Origin of the sequence: Nonomuraea gerenzanensis (genome assembly GCF_020215645.1) — a bacterium.
GTDB lineage: Bacteria > Actinomycetota > Actinomycetes > Streptosporangiales > Streptosporangiaceae > Nonomuraea > Nonomuraea gerenzanensis.
The window spans coordinates 10,307,123-10,322,177 of sequence record NZ_CP084058.1 but is presented as its reverse complement, the minus strand read 5'-3'; the positions used below and the strand labels follow the sequence as shown (position 1 = coordinate 10,322,177).

Annotated in this window: 13 protein-coding genes; 9 read left to right on the top strand and 4 right to left on the bottom strand. The window is 70.9% G+C overall.

Annotation, left to right across the window (positions count from 1 at the left end):
• Positions 1–95 precede the first annotated feature (95 nt).
• Genes gatC through gatB form a run of 5 tightly spaced genes read left to right on the top strand, consistent with a single transcriptional unit; the run spans position 96 to position 5,450 of the window.
• The gene (gene gatC, locus LCN96_RS48025) at positions 96–395 is read left to right on the top strand and encodes an Asp-tRNA(Asn)/Glu-tRNA(Gln) amidotransferase subunit GatC (RefSeq protein ID WP_043618492.1); all 300 of its coding nucleotides are present in this window, start codon (positions 96–98) and stop codon (positions 393–395) included.
• On the top strand, positions 392–1,882 hold the full coding sequence (gene gatA, locus LCN96_RS48020; protein ID WP_225269070.1) for an Asp-tRNA(Asn)/Glu-tRNA(Gln) amidotransferase subunit GatA: 1,491 nt from the start codon (positions 392–394) through the stop codon (positions 1,880–1,882). The genes gatC and gatA overlap by 4 nt, the downstream gene beginning before the upstream one ends.
• Positions 1,883–1,895: 13 nt before the next feature.
• Complete coding sequence (locus LCN96_RS48015; protein WP_225269069.1) at positions 1,896–3,302, top strand: AAA family ATPase; 1,407 nt, start codon at positions 1,896–1,898, stop codon at positions 3,300–3,302.
• Entirely contained in the window at positions 3,299–3,949 is a 651-nt protein-coding gene (locus tag LCN96_RS48010) for a DUF4276 family protein (protein ID WP_225269068.1), read from the top strand. Before LCN96_RS48015 ends, LCN96_RS48010 begins: the two co-directional genes overlap by 4 nt.
• Positions 3,950–3,962: 13 nt before the next feature.
• Positions 3,963–5,450 (top strand): Asp-tRNA(Asn)/Glu-tRNA(Gln) amidotransferase subunit GatB, encoded by a 1,488-nt coding sequence (gene gatB / locus LCN96_RS48005; protein ID WP_225269067.1) that lies wholly within the window; start codon positions 3,963–3,965, stop codon positions 5,448–5,450.
• An 85-nt stretch (positions 5,451–5,535) separates the two neighbouring features.
• On the opposite strand, the gene LCN96_RS48000 is transcribed toward gatB, so the two are convergent.
• The 3 genes from LCN96_RS48000 to LCN96_RS47990 are packed head-to-tail and all read right to left on the bottom strand — an operon-like array spanning position 5,536 to position 8,500.
• Positions 5,536–7,053, bottom strand: a complete 1,518-nt coding sequence (locus tag LCN96_RS48000; protein WP_225269066.1) for a tripartite tricarboxylate transporter permease — start codon at positions 7,051–7,053, stop codon at positions 5,536–5,538.
• Positions 7,050–7,532 (bottom strand): tripartite tricarboxylate transporter TctB family protein, encoded by a 483-nt coding sequence (locus LCN96_RS47995; RefSeq protein ID WP_225269065.1) that lies wholly within the window; start codon positions 7,530–7,532, stop codon positions 7,050–7,052. Before LCN96_RS47995 ends, LCN96_RS48000 begins: the two co-directional genes overlap by 4 nt.
• A complete protein-coding gene (locus LCN96_RS47990) occupies positions 7,532–8,500 on the bottom strand; it encodes a Bug family tripartite tricarboxylate transporter substrate binding protein (protein ID WP_225269064.1) in 969 nt (322 codons plus the stop codon). Before LCN96_RS47990 ends, LCN96_RS47995 begins: the two co-directional genes overlap by 1 nt.
• A gap of 136 nt (positions 8,501–8,636) precedes the next feature.
• On the opposite strand from LCN96_RS47990, the gene LCN96_RS47985 reads away from it, so the two are divergent.
• The 3 genes from LCN96_RS47985 (at position 8,637) to LCN96_RS47975 (ending at position 12,951) form a co-directional block, all read left to right on the top strand.
• The gene (locus LCN96_RS47985; protein ID WP_225269063.1) at positions 8,637–10,211 is read left to right on the top strand and encodes an ATP-binding protein; all 1,575 of its coding nucleotides are present in this window, start codon (positions 8,637–8,639) and stop codon (positions 10,209–10,211) included.
• Positions 10,208–10,864, top strand: coding sequence for a response regulator (locus LCN96_RS47980; protein ID WP_225269062.1), 657 nt, complete (start codon positions 10,208–10,210; stop codon positions 10,862–10,864). The genes LCN96_RS47985 and LCN96_RS47980 overlap by 4 nt, the downstream gene beginning before the upstream one ends.
• 92 nt (positions 10,865–10,956) lie before the next feature.
• Positions 10,957–12,951: a VanW family protein gene (locus LCN96_RS47975; RefSeq protein WP_225269061.1), complete on the top strand. Its 1,995-nt coding sequence runs from the start codon at positions 10,957–10,959 to the stop codon at positions 12,949–12,951.
• 66 nt (positions 12,952–13,017) lie between these two features.
• Here the strand turns inward: LCN96_RS47975 and LCN96_RS47970 are convergent, their stop codons facing one another.
• Positions 13,018–14,085 carry a PQQ-dependent sugar dehydrogenase gene (locus LCN96_RS47970; protein ID WP_225269060.1) on the bottom strand — a complete coding sequence of 356 codons (1,068 nt, stop codon included), beginning with the start codon at positions 14,083–14,085 and terminating at the stop codon, positions 13,018–13,020.
• A 38-nt stretch (positions 14,086–14,123) separates the two neighbouring features.
• Between LCN96_RS47970 and LCN96_RS47965 the strand changes: the two genes are divergently transcribed.
• The gene (locus LCN96_RS47965; protein WP_225269059.1) at positions 14,124–15,032 is read left to right on the top strand and encodes a 2-hydroxyacid dehydrogenase; all 909 of its coding nucleotides are present in this window, start codon (positions 14,124–14,126) and stop codon (positions 15,030–15,032) included.
• The last annotated feature ends 23 nt before the right edge of the window (positions 15,033–15,055 follow it).

The following is a 15,055-nucleotide window of genomic DNA, read 5'->3' as shown; positions in this document are numbered from 1 at the left end:
CGTCTCGACGGGGATAATCGTTCAGGGCTGCCACGTCAAGCCCCCTAGGATGGCAGTGTCCAAAGACTCCATCCACGAAACGGGTTCAACGACTCATGTCCGCCATAACCCGCGACGAGGTCGCACACCTGGCCCGGTTGTCCAGGCTGGCGCTCACCGACGACGAGCTCGATCACTACGCCACCCAGCTCGATGCCATCATCGAGTCGGTCGCGAAGGTGGCCGAGGTCGCCGCCGAGGACGTGCCGCCTTCGTCGCACGCGCTTCCGCTGACCAATGTCTTCCGTGCCGACGAGGTGCGACAGTCCCTGACGCCCGACCAGGCGCTCGCCGGCGCCCCCGCCGTCGAGGACGACCGCTTCCGGGTGCCGCGCATCCTCGGGGAGGAGGCATGAGCTTGATCCGTAAGACCGCCGCCGAGCTGGGCTCGATGATCGCCGCAGGCGAGGTGTCGGCCGTGGAGGTCGCCGAGGCGCATCTCGACCGGATGGCCGAGGTGGAGCCCAAGGTGCAGGCGTTCCTGCACGTCGATCGGGAGGTCACGCTCGATCAGGCGCGGGCCGTAGACGCCCGGCTGCGGGCCGGCGAGAAGCTGGGGCCGCTGGCCGGCGTGCCGATCGCGCACAAGGACATCTTCACCACCCGCGACATGCCGACGACGGCCGCCTCCAAGATCCTGGAGGGCTGGCGGCCGCCGTACGACGCGACCGTCACGACCCGCCTGCGTGAGGCCGGGCTGGTCATCCTGGGCAAGACGAACCTCGACGAGTTCGCCATGGGCTCCTCGACGGAGAACTCCGCCTACCACCCCACCCACAACCCGTGGGACCTGACGAAGATCCCCGGCGGCTCGTCGGGCGGCTCCAGCGCCGCGGTGGCCGCGTACGAGGCGCCGCTGTCCACGGGCACCGACACCGGCGGCTCGATCCGGCAGCCCGCCGCCGTCACCGGCATCGTCGGCATGAAGCCGACCTACGGTGGTTCGTCGCGTTACGGCCTGATCGCCTTCGCCAGCTCGCTCGACACGCCGGGCCCGTTCGCCCGCAACGTGCTCGACGCGGCGCTGCTGCACGAGGCGTTCTCCGGCTACGACCCGATGGACTCCACCTCGATCGACGCGCCCGTGCCGTCGGTCGTCGAGGCCGCGCAGAACCCCGACATCGCCGGCATGCGGATCGGCGTCGTCAAGGAGTTCGCCGGCGAGGGCTACCAGGCGGGCGTCCTGGCCCGCTACCACGAGGCCGTGCAGCTCCTGGAGTCGCTCGGGGCCAAGGTCGTCGAGGTCTCCTGCCCGTCGTTCACGACCGCGCTGCCCGCCTACTACCTCATCGCGCCGTCGGAGTGCTCGTCCAACCTGGCGCGCTTCGACGCGATGCGCTACGGCCTGCGCGTCGGCGACGACGGCACCCGCAGCGCCGAGGAGGTCATGGCGCTGACCAGGGCCGCCGGGTTCGGGCCCGAGGTCAAGCGGCGCATCATGCTGGGCACGTACGCGCTGTCGAGCGGCTACTACGACGCCTACTACGGCCAGGCCCAGAAGGTGCGCACGGTCATCGCCCGCGAGTTCGAGGCCGCCTACCAGCAGGTGGACGTGCTGGTGTCGCCGACCACGCCCACCACGGCGTTCCCGATCGGCGAGCGCGCCGACGACCCGATGGCGATGTACCTCGCCGACCTGTGCACGATCCCGTCGAACCTCGCGGGCAACGCGGCCATGTCGGTGCCGTGCGGTCTGGCCGACGAGGACGGCCTGCCGGTGGGCCTGCAGATCATGGCCCCGGTCCTGGCCGACGACCGCTGTTACCGCGTCGGCGCGGCCGTGGAGCAGGCCCTGGAGAGCCGCTGGGGCGGCAGCCTGCTGTCCAAGGCTCCGGAGCTGTAGGGGGAATGGCGGCATGCTCACACGGATCGAGATCGACGGCTTCAAGTCGTTCGCGAGCTTCAAGCTGGACGTGCCGCCATTTCTCGTGGTGATCGGTCCGAACGCCAGCGGTAAGTCGAACCTCTTCGACGGCATTCAGTTGCTCCGCAGGCTCGTCGGTACTCCGAGCCTCTACGACGCGTTCGCCGCGGCGAGAGGGGATCTCGGTGAGTTGTTCAGGCGGCGCGGTGACGGCCAGGTAGTGGACCGCATGGTCTTCGCGGTCGAAGTCCTCCTGGATGCGAAAGTGGTCGATCAGTTCGGAGCGGAGCTTGAGGTCTCACACACTCGGATCCGCTACGAACTGGAGATCGTGCAGCGCCAGAGCGAGGACGGGTTCGTAAGGCCGTACGTGGCCAGGGAAGAAGCACGGCCCATCCGTTCGGCCGATGATTCGTGGGTGCGGGAGCAGAACGCCGGAAAGGAGTTCCGCTCCGCCTTTCTACGCTACAAGCGGCACTCGCCTCTTCTGGAGACGACCGTGGACGATGCGGGCCGCCCGGTCTTCCGGATCGCGCAAGAAGGCCGCCAGGGGCGTAAGAGAGAGCTCGCGGCGCATGCCGCCGAGGCAACTGTCCTCTCCAGCATTACGTCGGCAGGCGAGTTTCCGCTTCTGTACGCGTTGCGGAAGGAGATCGCGTCCTGGCGTTTCCTCCAGCTTGATCCGGCAGCACTGCGGATGCCCAGTTCCCGCCACCAGCGCGGCGAGCAACTCGATCCGAGTGGCGCGAACCTCGCCAAGGTGCTACGCCGGATCGAGCAGACGACCGCGGACGAGTTCGGTAGCTCACTGGACGAGATCGCCGCTGACATGGCGCGTGTCGTACGCGGTTTCGCCGATATCGAGGTGGAGGAGAACCTCGCCAAGGAGCAGTGGGAGATCTATCTCCGCACGCGGGACGAGGGAAGAGTGAGCGCCCGCGTCGCCTCGGACGGCACCTTGAGGGTTCTGGCTCTGCTGGCGGCGCTGTACGACCCGGCTTATCGCGGTCTCATCTGCTTCGAGGAGCCGGAGAACGGCATCTACCCCCAGCGGTTGCGGGAGCTCGTCAAGCATCTTCGCAAGCTCGTCACGGATCCGGCCCGGGTCGTTGAGGAGGAAGAGCCTCTAGCTCAGCTCATCATGAGCAGCCACTCACCGCTGATGCTGGTGGCCTTGGACCGCGAAGATCTGCTGGTGATGGACTGGGTCACGGTTCCGGAAGCCGACGAGTGCGGCGTCGGAAGCCGCGTGTCCCGTGCCCGGCACCTGGCCCCGACCTTGCCGGACGGCACGCCGCCGCTGGATGAGGTAGGGCTGGTCGTCTCGGAGTCTGAGCGGCGGGCATTCGCCGCCATCTCCGAGGCAGAGGCGCGGCAGCTTCTGGAAGAGGTCTCGTGATCGAGGTCAACGCCTTCCTGACTGCCGAGGGGAATTCCGACTACGACTTTCTGCCCGTGCTGCTCGAGCGGGCGCTGAACGACATCTGCTTTCGGCATGGTCTCGGCGTCGCGCCGGTTCAAGTGCTGCGTGTGTCCGTGCAGGACGAGGAGTCCCGGCACGACGCAGTGTGCAGGGCGGCACAGACGGCGGTGGCCGGCATGACGTTGCTCTTCTACCACTATGACGGTTCGGCGGCGCCTGGCCGTGAAGAGCGCAAATACTGGACACCGTTGCGAGAGCTGTGGGAGAAGCGCGGGCTGGAACGACCGGTGGTGCGAGTGGTACCCGTTCGCGAGATGGAAAGCTGGGCGCTGGGTGACCTGGATGTCCTGCGTCGTGTCGCGGGATCGTCGTGGGACCCGAAAGACGTCTTCGAAGGCGACCGGCTCTCGCGCGTGGAGGCTCTCTCGAACCCCAAACGGACATTGAAGGACATCGTGGCGAGCGGCAGGCGTCGGCGACGAGCGGGCAGGGAAGCCGGCGATTACCTGACTCGCATCGCCGAGCTGATGAACCTGGACCACCTGAAAGGCGTGCCCTCATACCGTCTCTGGCAGGCCGAGACGTGCGAGGCTTTGAAAGAACTGAGGTTGATCCGTGATTGACACAGCAGGAATCATGCCGTACGACGAAGCGCTCGAGCGGTTCGAGCCGGTGCTCGGCCTCGAGACGCATGTCGAGCTGGGCACCAAGTCGAAGATGTTCTGCGGTTGCAAGACGACCTTCGGCGCCCCGCCCAACACGCAGGTCTGCCCGACCTGCCTGGCCTTCCCCGGCGCACTGCCGGTGGCCAACGCCCAGGCCATCGAGTCGACGATCCGCATCGGCCTGGCGCTCAACTGCTCGATCGCCGAGTGGTGCCGCATGGCCAGGAAGAACTACTTCTATCCGGACATGCCGAAGAACTACCAGATCTCGCAGTACGACGAGCCGCTGTGCTTCGACGGCTACATCGACGTCGAGGTCGACGGCGAGACCGTGCGGATCGAGATCGAGCGGGTGCACCTGGAGGAGGACACCGGCAAGTCCACCCACGTGGGCGGCTCGACCGGGCGCATCCACGGGGCCGACTACTCGATCGTCGACTACAACCGCGCGGGCATCCCGCTGGTCGAGATCGTGACCAAGCCCATCCCGGGCACCGACCGGCTCGCGCCCGAGGTGGCCAGGGCGTACGTCACGGAGCTGCGCGAGATCATGCGCTCGCTGGGAGTCTCCGACGTGCGCATGGAGGAGGGCTCGCTGCGGTGTGACGTCAACGTCTCGCTGATGCCGCGCGGCTCCTCCGAGTGGGGCACCCGTACGGAGACCAAGAACGTCAACTCGCTGCGCAGCGTCGAGCGGGCCGTGCGCAGTGAGATCGAGCGGCAGGCGGCGGTCCTGGCCGAGGGCGGCAGGGTCGTGCAGGAGACCCGCCACTTCCACGAGGACACCGGCAGGTCCACCTCCGGCCGGTCCAAGGAGGAGGCGCAGGACTACCGCTACTTCCCCGAGCCCGACCTCGTGCCGATCGCGCCCGATACGGCGTGGGTGGCCGAGCTGAAGGCGGCCCTGCCCGAGCTGCCGTCGGTCAAGCGCAAGCGGTTGCAGGCCGAGTGGGGCCTGTCCGACCTCGACATGCAGGCCATGCACAACGCCGACGCCATCGACCTGGTCGAGGCCACGGTCGCGGCCGGGGCGCCGGCGGCCGACGCGCGCAAGTGGTGGATGGGCGAGCTGGCGCGCAAGTCCAACGAGACGGGCACGCCGCTGGCCGACCTGCCGATCACGCCCGAGCAGATCGCCCGGGTGACCGAGCTGGTGGCCTCGGGCGCGCTCAACGACAAGCTGGCGCGCGAGGTGCTCGAAGGCGTGCTGGCCGGTGAGGGCACGCCGGACGAGGTGGTCGAGCGGCGCGGCCTGAAGATCGTCAACGACGAGGGCGAGCTGTCGGCGATCATCGACCAGGTGCTGGCCGACAACGCCGACGCGGCCGAGAAGGTGCGGTCCGGGAAGATCGCCGCGGCGGGCGCGCTCGTCGGCGGCGTCATGCGGGCCAGCAAGGGCAAGGCCGACGCGGCCCGCGCCCGGCAGCTGATCCTGGAGAAGCTGGGCGTCTCCGAGTAGCGAGACCGGCCGGCCCCGTCGATCCGGACAGATCGGCGGGGCCGCTCCAAGAACCACGAGGAGAGGTTCCCGGCCCGGGCCCCCGCTACTCCTCGTTGCGGGGCGCGGGAGCCAAGCCGCGCCGGGCCAGGAGCTTTCTGAACAGCGGCGTCAGCAGCGCCAGGGCCGACAGCACCAGCAGCACGGCCGCGATCGGGCTGCGGACGAGCACGCTCACGTCGCCCGCGCCGATGGCCAGCGCCCGGCGCAGCTGGATCTCCGCCATCGGGCCGAGGATCATGCCGATCACGGCGGGCGCGACGGGCAGGCCGAAGCGCCGCATGGCGTAGCCGAGCAGGCCGAGCACGTACAGCACGAACAGGTCCACCACGGTGCCGTTCAGCGCGTAGACGCCGAGGGCGGCGAAGAGCACGATCCCGGCGTAGAGGTAGGGCCGGGGGACGCGCAGGACTCGGGCCCAGAGCGGGGCCATGGGCAGGTTCAGCACCAGCAGCATCGCGTTGCCGATGAACAGCGACGCGATCATGCCCCACACCAGCGCCGGGTTGTGGTCGAAGAGCTGCGGGCCCGGCTGGAGGCCGTACTGCTGGAAGGCGGCCAGCAGGATCGCGGCCGTGGCCGAGGTGGGCAGGCCCAGCGTGAGCAGCGGGACCAGGGTGCCGGCCGCGGAGGCGTTGTTGGCCGCCTCGGGGCCCGCGACGCCCTCGATGGCGCCCTGGCCGTACTCCTCGCGGGCGACCCCGCGGGCCAGCCGCTTCTCCGCCGCGTACGACAGGAACGTGGGGATCTCTGCCCCGCCGCCCGGCAGCGCGCCGAACGGGAAGCCCAGGGCGGTGCCGCGCAGCCACGGCAGCCAGGAGCGGCGCCAGTCGGAGCGGCCCATCCACGCCCGGCCCACCGGCACCACCTCGGGTGGCGCGTGCCGCAGGCGGGAGGCCACGTACAGGGCCTCGCCCAGGGCGAAGAGGCCGACCGCGACGATCACCACGTCGATGCCGTCGAGGAGCTGCGGGATGCCCAGCGTGAGCCGGGCCTGGCCGGTCTGCTGGTCGATGCCGATCAGGCCGATCACCAGGCCGAGGCCGAGCGAGGCCAGGCCGCGCACGATCGAGCGGGACAACACCGACGACACGGCGGTGAAGGCGAGGATCGCCAGGGCGAAGTAGTCCTCGGGGCCGAATGCGATCGCGAAGCTGACCACCGCGGGCGCCGCCACGACCAGCAACGCCGTGGCGATGGTGCCGGCCACGAACGAGCCGATGGCGGCCGTGGCCAGCGCCTGGGCGGCCCGCCCGCGCCTGGCCATCTTGTTGCCCTCCAGCGCCGTGATCATCGACGCGGACTCGCCCGGCGTGTTGAGCAGGATGGAGGTGGTGGAGCCGCCGTACATGCCGCCGTAGTAGATGCCGGCGAACATGATGAACGCGCTGGCGGGCGGCACCGTGAAGGTGATCGGCAGCAGCAGCGCCACGGTCATCGCGGGCCCGATGCCGGGCAGCACGCCGACGAGGGTGCCGAGCGTGACGCCGACGAGCGCGTACAGCAGGTTGACCGGGGTGAGCGCGGCGGCGAAGCCGTCGAGCAGGAGCTGGAGTGAGGTCACGGCGCGAACACCCCGTTCGGCAGGTTGACGCCCAGGCCGTTGACGAACAGCAGGTACGTCGTCACGCCCAGCACCACGGCGATGACGGCGGCGCGCAGCTTGTGCTCGGCGCCCAGCGCCACCGACAGGCCGAAGAACAGCAGGCTGGCGCCGACGATCCAGCCGAGCAGGTCGAGGAGCGCGGCGAAGGCCAGGAAGATGCCGCTGACCAGGGCCAGGCTGCGCCAGTCGGTGGGCGCGCTGGCGTCCACGTCCTCGCTCTCCTCGGGGTCGCCGTGCCCGCCGCGCAGCACGTCGGCCACGTAGAACAGGCCGACGATCACCATGGCGCCGCCCACCAGCATGGGGAAGAAGCGCGGCCCGATGCCGAGCTGGGAGGCCGCGGCCGACACGTCCAGCGTGCCGACCACGACGAGCACGCCCAGCACCAGCACCACGACCGCCAGCCCGAGCTCGGGCCGCCACCGGGACCTGAGCATCAGGAGACGAGCCCCATCTCGGCGATGATGGCCTTGACCCGGGTCTGCTCGGCGGCCAGGAAGTCGGCGAACTGCTGGCCGGTCTGGAAGGAGTCGATCCAGCCGTTCTTGGCCACCGCGTCCTTCCACGGCTGCGCGCCGTGCATCTTGGTGACCGCGTCCGTCAGGGTCTTCTTGTCGGCCTCGGACAGCCCGCCGGGGGCGACGAAGCCGCGCCAGTTGGCCAGCTCGACGTCCAGCCCGCCCTCCTTGAGGGTGGGGGCGTCCAGGCCGGGCACCCGCTCGGCGGAGGTCACGCCCAGGGCGCGCAGCTTGCCGGACTTGACGTGCTCGGCGAACTCGGCCACGCCCGAGATGCCCGCGCTGACCTTGTTGCCGAGCAGCTCGTTCAGCGCCTCGCCGCCGCCCGAGTGGGCGATGTAGTTGACCTGCTTGGGGTCCACGCCGGCGGCCTTGGCCATCAGCCCGGCCACGATGTGGTCGGTGCCGCCCGCGGAGCCGCCCGAGATCGACACCTTCGCCGGGTCGGCCTTCCAGGCCGCCACCAGGTCGGCCAGCGACGTGAACGGGGACGCCGCCGGCACCACGACCAGCTCGTACTCCTCGGTCAGCTTGGCGATGGGCGTGGTCTCGGCGAGCGTGACCTTCGACTTGTTCTGCTCGATGGCGCCCACCATGACCAGGCCCATGGTCATCAGCAGGTTGCCGTTGCCCTTCTCGCCGGCGAGCTGCGCCAGGCCGATCGTGCCGCCGGCGCCGGGCACGTTGTACACCTCGACCTTGCGCTGCGGGTCGGCCGCCTTGAACGCCTGCTCCGCCGTCCGGGACGTCTGGTCCCAGCCGCCGCCGGGGGCGGCGGGGGCCATGATCCGCAGCGGCCCGGCGGCGGCGGTGCCGCCCGACTGGCCGCACGCCGTCAGGGCGCCGAGGGAGAGTGCCGCGAGAGCGGCGAGTACGCGCAAGCGCATGATCACTCCAGGGGGGATTTTCACTGTTATGGAACTGGCATGGTGAAGTCCCCGCCGCGTCGCGTCGAGCCTTTGCGCGCTTGGCGTCATAGTGGTCGTATTGGTCGCGACCCGGACGTGACCTGGGAGTGTTTCCATGGGCCGGGTGAGACGGGTTCGGGACGCCTCCCTGGGCACCCAGCTGTTCGTGCTCCAGATGGTGATCGTGCTGCTCGCCGTCGGGGGCACCGGTGGCGTGTGGGCCGAGCACACGCGTGACCAGCTCGACGAGCTGCACCAGCAGCGGGCGCTGGCGATCGCCCAGTCGGTGGCGGGGCTGCCCGAGGTCAGGAGGGCGTTCGCGCTGGAGAGCCCGGAGTCGGTGCTGCAGCCGCTGGCCATGAGCGTGCAGCACGAGACCGGCGCCGACTACGTGGTGATCGCCAACGTCGAGCAGGAGCGGTACGCCCATCCCAACGCCTCGCTGATCGGCAAGCGGTTGTCCACCGACGGCAGCCCGGTCCTGCGTACGGGCCGTAGCTGGGTCGGCACCGAGACCGGCACCATCGGCACCACGGTCAGGGGCAAGGCGCCCATCCGCGACGAGTACGGCACGGTCATCGGCCTCGTCTCGGTCGGCGTGCTGGAGACCACGGTCATCAGCCAGGTCTTCCAGGCCCTGCCGCCGTTGCTCTGGACGGCGCTGGCCGTGCTGCTGGCCGGGCTCGCGCTGGCCGCGCTGATCACCGCGAGGGTGCGCAGGCAGACGTTCGGCCTGGAGCCGCGCGAGATCGCGGCGCTGCTGGAGCAGCGCGAGGGCGTGCTGCACGGAGTCAAGGAGGGGGTGCTCGCGCTCGACCTGGCAGGCAGGGTGACGCTGGTCAACGACGCCGCCCGCGAGCTGCTCGGGGACGTCGGCGAGGACCTGACGCGGATGCCGGTCTCCGAGCGCATGCGCGACGTGCTCGGCGGCGCCGACCCCGGCGAGGACCGCATCGTGCTGCACGGCGACCGGGTGCTCGTGCTCAACCGCACCCCCGTCTGGGTGCGCGGGCGTCACCGCGGCTGGGTGGTCACCCTGCGCGACCGCACCGAGCTGATCCGCCTGGCCCGCGAGCTGGACGACGCCAGCAGCGCCACCGACGCGCTGCGGGCCCAGGCCCACGAGTTCGCCAACCGCATGCACACCGTGGTCGGCCTGCTGGAGCTGGGCGAGCACGAGGCCGCCATCGGCTTCATCACCCGCACCACCCACGGCGCCTACGCCACCGGCCTGCGCGAGCGCATCCAGGATCCCACGCTGGCCGCCCTGCTGCTGGCCAAGTCGGCGGAGGCGGCCGAGCGCGGGGCGGAGCTGGTGCTGGCCGAGGACTCCTCGGTGCCGGAGGGCCTGCTCGGCGACCCCCGCGACGCGGTGCTGGTGGTCGGCAACCTGGTGGCCAACGCCATCGACGCGCTTGACGGCGCGCAGGGCACGATCGAGGTCTCGGTGCAGGCCGACGCGAGCGGGCTGCGCGTGCGGGTCGGCGACTCCGGCCCCGGCATCGCGCCCGACCTGGTGGAGGAGGTCTTCAGGGAGGGCTTCACGACGAAGGCCGCCGAGGCGGGGCCGCGCGGGCTGGGCCTGGCGCTGACCCGGCAGGCGTGCCTGCGCAGAGGTGGTTGGGTACGCGTGCGCAACGCGGGCGGAGCGGTCTTCACCGCGCTGCTGCCGGCGAGGACAGGCTCATGATCAACGTGCTGGTCGTCGACGACGACTTCATGGTCGCCCGCATCCACAGCGGCTACGTGAGCCGGATGCCGGGCTTCAGCGTCGTCTCGGTCGCGCACAGCGGCGCCGACGCGCTCGCGGCGGCGGCCGAGCTGCGGCCCGATCTCGTGCTGCTCGACATCTACCTGCCCGACATGTCGGGCCTGGAGGTGCTCAAGGCGCTGAGCGACGTGGACGTCCTCATGATCAGCGCCGCCCGCGACGTGCCCACCGTCAGGGAGGCCATGCGCGGCGGCGCCGTCAACTACCTCATCAAGCCGTTCACCGCCGCCGCCCTGGCCGAGCGCCTCCAGCAGTACGCCGACACCCGCCACCGCCTGACCGCCATCGGCCCCGAGGCCCGCCAGGACGACGTGGACCGGCTCTTCGGCACGCCCAAGAGCGCGGGCCCCATGCCGAAAGGGTTGTCGGCGGCCACCTGCGCGCTGGTCGCCGATACGCTGCGGGACGCGGGCCGCGACCTGTCAGCCGCCGAGGCTGCCGAGCTCACCGGCCTGTCGCGGGTCAGCGCCCGCCGTTACCTGGAACACCTGTGCGCGGCGGGGCAGGCCGAGTTTCGGCCGCGTTACGGCACGGCCGGCCGCCCTGAACATCGCTACCGGTGGCTAGGTTGACACACTTCCGTAGCCATTTCCCGTGACATATGCGGATCCGCGTGCCTTACTGTTGCCTGAGACTTGGCTGCGGACCGGGAGGAGATTGAGGCGTGCGTAACGCCGGACCGATCGAATCACCGACCGACCCGTTCGCCTCGGTGCCCTTACCCACGTCGGCCGTCTCCAGGAAGCCGCGGATCGAAGGACTGCCCCCGGGGGTCTCCCGGGACATCTTCGGACCGCCGGAGAGACAGGAGCCCCGGCCGGACCAAGGCCCGAGCGCCCCGGGCGGTCAGCCGGGCAAGGGCGCCCTGCCACCGGTGGCGCCGCCCGCGCAGCCCTGGCCCATGGCCGCCGACAAGCAGCAGGCCCAGTCCACCGCGTTCGGCATGCCGGAACGGCCCTCGCCGTTCGAGCCGGAGCCGCCCAGGCGCCGCCGGCTGCTGCCGGGCCTCATCGTGCTGGTGCTGGTGCTGGCCGCGCTGGCGTACGTGGTGCCCGCCGTGCTCATGTCCGGCTCCGTCCTGCGCGGCACGCGCGTGGCCGGGGTGGACATCGGCGGCCTGACCGTGACGCAGGCGGCCGACAAGCTCCGCACCGAGCTGGGCGCCAAGCTCGCCAAGCCCGTCGTGGCCGACATCGGCGGCAAGAAGGACACCATCCAGCCCGACGAGGCCGGCCTGGAGCTCGACGTGGTCGCCACCATCGGGCAGGCGCCCAGCGGGTTCCCCAGCCCGGAGGAGGTGTGGCGGGGGCTGGTCGGCACGACCGAGCTCCAGCCCAGGATCACCGTCGACTCCTCCCAGCTCACCAGGACCGTCGAGGGGCTGGCGGAGAGCATCGACAAGCCCGCCGTCGAGGGCCGGGTGACGTTCACGGGGCTGCAGCCCAGGGCCCGCAGGCCCGAGGACGGCGTGCTGCTCGACCGCGACGACGCCGTCCGCAGGGTCAGCGAGGCCTTCCTGAACGGCGGCGGCACCGTCGTCCTCACGCTCAGGCCGGCCAAGCCCGCCACCACCCCCGAGGCCGTCACCGCGGCGGTGGCCAAGGCCAAGGCCGCCGTGGCCGCGCCGCTGACGCTGACGCTCGACGACAAGCAGGTGCAGGTGCCGCCGGCCGTGATCGCCGCGAACCTCGCCTTCATCGCCGACGGTGACGGCGGGCTGGTGCCCGAGTTCGACGCCGAGCAGGTGCTGGCCTCCGTCGAGAGCAACCTGGTGGACGCGGCGCAGCAGCCGCGGGACGCCGCGTACCAGATCGTGGACGGCAAGCCCGTCCTGGTGCCCGCCCGCGCGGGCCGGGGCGTCAACGACAAGCTGCTGGCCAGGGACGCGGAGAAGGTGTTCGCCGAGGGCGGGGAGCGCACGATCGCGGTCCGGCTCGGCACCGTCACCCCCGCCGTGGACACCACGCAGATCCAGGGGCTCGGGATCAAGGAGCTGGTGGGCGAGTTCACCACCACGTTCGACTGCTGCCAGCCCCGGGGCAGGAACATCCAGCGGATGGCGCAGGAGGTCGACGGCCACCTGGTCAGGCCTGGGCAGACGTTCTCACTGAACGACGTGGTGGGGGAGCCGACGGTCGAGGACGGGTACGTCGAGGCCGGCCAGATCGTCGGCGGACGGATGGTGAACATCGTCGGCGGCGGCGGCTCGCAGTTCGCCACCACCATGTACAACGCGGCGTTCTTCGGCGGCTTCGACGACGTGGAGCACCAGCCGATGGACTACTACGCGCCGCGCTACCCGGCCGGGCGGGACGTGGCGCTGCTGTATCCGGACCTGGACCTGAAGTGGCGCAACGAGTCCGAGTTCGGGGTGCTGGTCAAGACGGCCTTCACCGACACCTCGGTGACGGTGTCGCTGTGGAGCACCAAGCGCTACGACCGGGTCGAGGCCGTGGAGTCGGAGCGGCGGGACTTCACGCCGTTCCGGCGGGAGAGCAGCGCGGCGGCCGACTGCCTGCCGACCGTGGGGGAGCAGGGGTTCACGATCGACGTGACCCGGGTGTTCCACAAGGACGGCAAGGTGGTCAAGAAGGACAAGAAGCTGACCACCAAGTACCGGCCGCAGACTCAGATCACCTGCACCGCCGTGACCCGCTGAGGCGCCGTGACGCGCTGAGGTGCAAGCAGGCGGGCGGCGCCGTGACGCCGCCCGCGCGGGCGGAGGTCAGGACCGGGTCACGGCCATGATGCGGTCGTCGCCGTCCCTGGGGGAGCCGCGGCCGTCCTTGTTGCTGGTGCCGACCCACAGCGTGCCGTCCGTGGTGGCCGCGACCGCGCGCAGCCGGCCGTACCGCTCGGTGAAGTGGGCCACCGGGGCGCCGGCGGAGCCGTCCTCGCCCAGCGGGATCTGCCACAGGCGCGCGCCGCGCAGGGCGCCCACCCACAGCGACCCGTTCGCGTAGGCCATCCCCGACGGCGAGGCCTCCTCCGTGGTCCAGGTGAGGATCGGGTTGACGTAGCGCTGGTCGGTGCCGCGGCCCTCGACCTCGGGCCAGCCGTAGTTGGCGCCCGGCTCGATCCGGTTCACCTCGTCGTAGCTGTTCGCGCCGAACTCCGAGGCGTACAGGCGCCCCGAGCCGTCCCAGGCCAGCCCCTGGACGTTGCGGTGGCCGTAGCTGTAGACCAGCGTCCCGAACGGGTTGCCGGGGGCGGGGGCGCCGTCCACGGTCATGCGCAGGATCTTGCCGCCCAGGGAGTCGCGCTGCTGGGCCAGGTCGCGGTCGCCGGTCTCGCCGGTGGTGGCGTACAGGAACTGGTCGGGGCCGAAGGCGAGCCTGCCGCCGTTGTGGATGCCGCCCTTCGGGATGCCCTGGACGAGGAGCTGCTGGTCGGTGAGGCCGCCGCCGGTGAGGCGGTAGCGGACGATGCGGTTGTCCAGCTCGGCGGTGTAGTAGAGGAAGACCTGGTCCCCCTTGACCGCGACGCCCATGAGGCCGCCCTCGCCGTCGGGCCGGGCGTCCTCGATCTTGGCCAGCTCGCTCACCTGGCCGGTACGGGTGATCCGCAGCACCCGGGCGGTGTCGCGTTCGGTGACGACGGCGTCCCCGCCGGGCAGGAACGCGATGCCCCACGGCACGGCCAGACCGGTCACCACGTCCTCGGGAGCACTCGGGGCGGCCCCCGCCGACACGGCCGCCGTGGGGAGGACCTCTCCGCCGCGGTTCGAGCAGGCCGTGAGCCCGGAGCATGCCGTGAGTGCGGTCAGTAGCATGATCGTCCAGAGCTTCCTCATGTGTTCCATACTTCCCCCGTAGTCGTAAGGTTCTCGGCATGAAGACCTGGGTTCCGTCCGACTTGGTGGCCGACGAACTGTCCGAGCTTCCCGGCGTCGAATGTGCCGTCTATGACGGCACGTCCCCGATGCCGGAAGGGGTGGAAGAGGTGGAGGTGTGGATCCCTCCTCTGGTGACCGTCCCCGACGTGCCGGGGACCCTGGCCAGGATGCGCTCGCTGCGGCTGCTGCAGACCGTGACGGCCGGGGTGGAGCCGTACCGGCCGCACCTGCCGGAGGGCGCGGTGCTGTGCAACGCGCGCGGCGTGCACGAGGCGGGGACGGCCGAATGGGCGGTCGGGGCCATGATCGCGGTGCTCAGGGACTTCCCCGGCTTCGTGGACGCGCAGCGCAGGGGTGAGTGGACCTACCACCACACCGGAGTGCTGGCCGACTCCACCGTGCTGATCGTCGGCTACGGCTCCATCGGCGCGGCGCTGGAGCGGCGCCTCGACGGGTTCGAGGTGGAGATCGTCCGCGTGGCGAGGAGCGCCCGCGACGGCGTGCACGGCATGGACGAGCTGCCCGCGCTGCTGCCGGAGGCCGACGTGGTGGTGCTGCTCGTGCCCGCCACCGCCGCCACGGCCGGGATGGTGGACGCCGCGTTCCTGGCCCGGATGAAGGACGGCGCGGTGCTGGTGAACGCCGCCAGGGGCGGGGTCGTCGACACCGACGCGCTGGTCGCCGAGCTCAAGACCGGCCGGCTGCGCGCCGCGCTGGACGTGACCGCGCCGGAGCCGCTGCCCGAAGGTCACGCTCTGTGGAGCGCGCCGGGCGTGCTGATCACCCCGCACGTGGCCGGCAGCACCCCCGCCTCGGTGCGGCGCACGCTCCGGCTCGTACGCGCTCAGGTGGAGAGATACCTGGCAGGCGAGCCGTTGGTGAATGTCATCACCGACTCGTACTGAGAGGATCCCGGAACGTGGCTGGT

Excerpts from the sequence above, each read along its gene's own strand:
- gatC (WP_043618492.1), top strand. The coding sequence starts at position 96 with ATGTCCGCCATAACCCGCGACGAGGTCGCACACCTGGCCCGGTTGTCC.
- gatA (WP_225269070.1), top strand. The coding sequence starts at position 392 with ATGAGCTTGATCCGTAAGACCGCCGCCGAGCTGGGCTCGATGATCGCC.
- LCN96_RS48015 (WP_225269069.1), top strand. The coding sequence starts at position 1,896 with ATGCTCACACGGATCGAGATCGACGGCTTCAAGTCGTTCGCGAGCTTC.
- gatB (WP_225269067.1), top strand. The coding sequence starts at position 3,963 with ATGCCGTACGACGAAGCGCTCGAGCGGTTCGAGCCGGTGCTCGGCCTC.
- LCN96_RS47995 (WP_225269065.1), bottom strand. The coding sequence starts at position 7,532 with ATGCTCAGGTCCCGGTGGCGGCCCGAGCTCGGGCTGGCGGTCGTGGTG.
- LCN96_RS47990 (WP_225269064.1), bottom strand. The coding sequence starts at position 8,500 with ATGCGCTTGCGCGTACTCGCCGCTCTCGCGGCACTCTCCCTCGGCGCC.
- LCN96_RS47985 (WP_225269063.1), top strand. The coding sequence starts at position 8,637 with ATGGGCCGGGTGAGACGGGTTCGGGACGCCTCCCTGGGCACCCAGCTG.
- LCN96_RS47980 (WP_225269062.1), top strand. The coding sequence starts at position 10,208 with ATGATCAACGTGCTGGTCGTCGACGACGACTTCATGGTCGCCCGCATC.
- LCN96_RS47970 (WP_225269060.1), bottom strand. The coding sequence starts at position 14,085 with ATGAGGAAGCTCTGGACGATCATGCTACTGACCGCACTCACGGCATGC.
- LCN96_RS47965 (WP_225269059.1), top strand. The coding sequence starts at position 14,124 with ATGAAGACCTGGGTTCCGTCCGACTTGGTGGCCGACGAACTGTCCGAG.